The organism is Endozoicomonas sp. ISHI1 (assembly GCF_024606225.1).
Classification (GTDB): Bacteria; Pseudomonadota; Gammaproteobacteria; order Pseudomonadales; family Endozoicomonadaceae; genus Endozoicomonas_A.
Map to the genome: position 1 here is coordinate 1 of NZ_JAGRPU010000140.1, position 1185 is coordinate 1185.

The 1185-nt window shown below is 57.5% G+C and carries 1 protein-coding gene; it reads right to left on the reverse strand.

Features of this window, described 5'->3' with window-relative positions; all coding sequences use genetic code 11:
- Nucleotides 1–1185 (reverse strand): VCBS domain-containing protein (locus KBW69_RS23410; protein WP_257282546.1); only part of this gene is annotated, 1185 nt, incomplete at both ends.

Genomic DNA, 1185 nt, shown 5'->3' on the forward strand with positions numbered 1-1185 from the left:
CTTCGCCGCTATCCCCATCGCTGACACTCAGGCTGCCCGAGGTGGAGAGGTTGATGCCAGCGTCCTCGGTAACACTGCCGGTGTCGGTGCCGGTGATCACCGCTGCATCGTTGGTGCCGTTAATGGTAATAACGATATTGTGGGTAGTGCCATCCAGAGACCTCACCGTCAGGGTCTCGGTCAGGCTGTCACCATCCCCCAAGGCCTGAATGGCTGACTGGCTATTGCTTGCCGAATAACTCCAGTTACCGCTGCCATCAATGGTCAGAGAACCGTAGGTGCCGGTAATGGTCTCTGCAGTGAAACTGGCTTCGCCGCTATCCCCATCGCTGACACTCAGGCTGCCCGAGGTGGAGAGGTTGATGCCAGCGTCCTCGGTAACACTGCCGGTGTCGGTGCCGGTGATCACCGCTGCATCGTTGGTGCCGTTAATGGTAATAACGATATCGTGGGTAGTGCCATCCAGAGACCTGACGGTAACGGTCTCGGTCAGGCTGTCACCATCCCCCAAGGCCTGAATGGCTGACTGGCTATTGCTTGCCGAATAGCTCCAGTTACCGCTGCCATCAATGGTCAGAGAACCGTAGGTGCCGGTAATGGTTTCTGCGGTAAAACTGGCTTCGCCGCTGTCCCCATCGGTGACACTCAGGCTGCCCGAGGTCATCAGGGTGTTGCCAGCGTCCTCAGTGACGCTGCCAGTGTCAGTGCCAGTGATCACCGCTGCATCGTTGGTGCCGTTAATGGTAATGACGATGTCGTGGGTAGTGCCATCCAGAGACCTGACGGTAACGGTCTCAGTCAGGCTGTCACCATCCCCCAAGGCCTGAATAGCTGAATGGTTGTTACTGGCCGAATAGCTCCAGTTACCACTGCTATCAATGGTCAGAGAACCGTAGGTGCCGGTAATGGTTTCTGCGGTAAAACTGGCTTCGCCGCTGTCCCCATCGCTGACACTCAGGCTGCCCGAGGTGGAGAGGTTGATGCCAGCGTCCTCGGTGACACTGCCGGTGTCGGTGCCGGTGATCACCGCTGCATCGTTGGTGCCGTTAATGGTTATGACGATATCGTGGGTAGTGCCATCCAGAGACCTGACGGTAACGGTCTCGGTCAGGCTGTCACCATCCCCCAGGGCCTGAATGGCTGACTGGCTATTGCTTGCCGAATAACTCCAGTTACCGCTGCCAT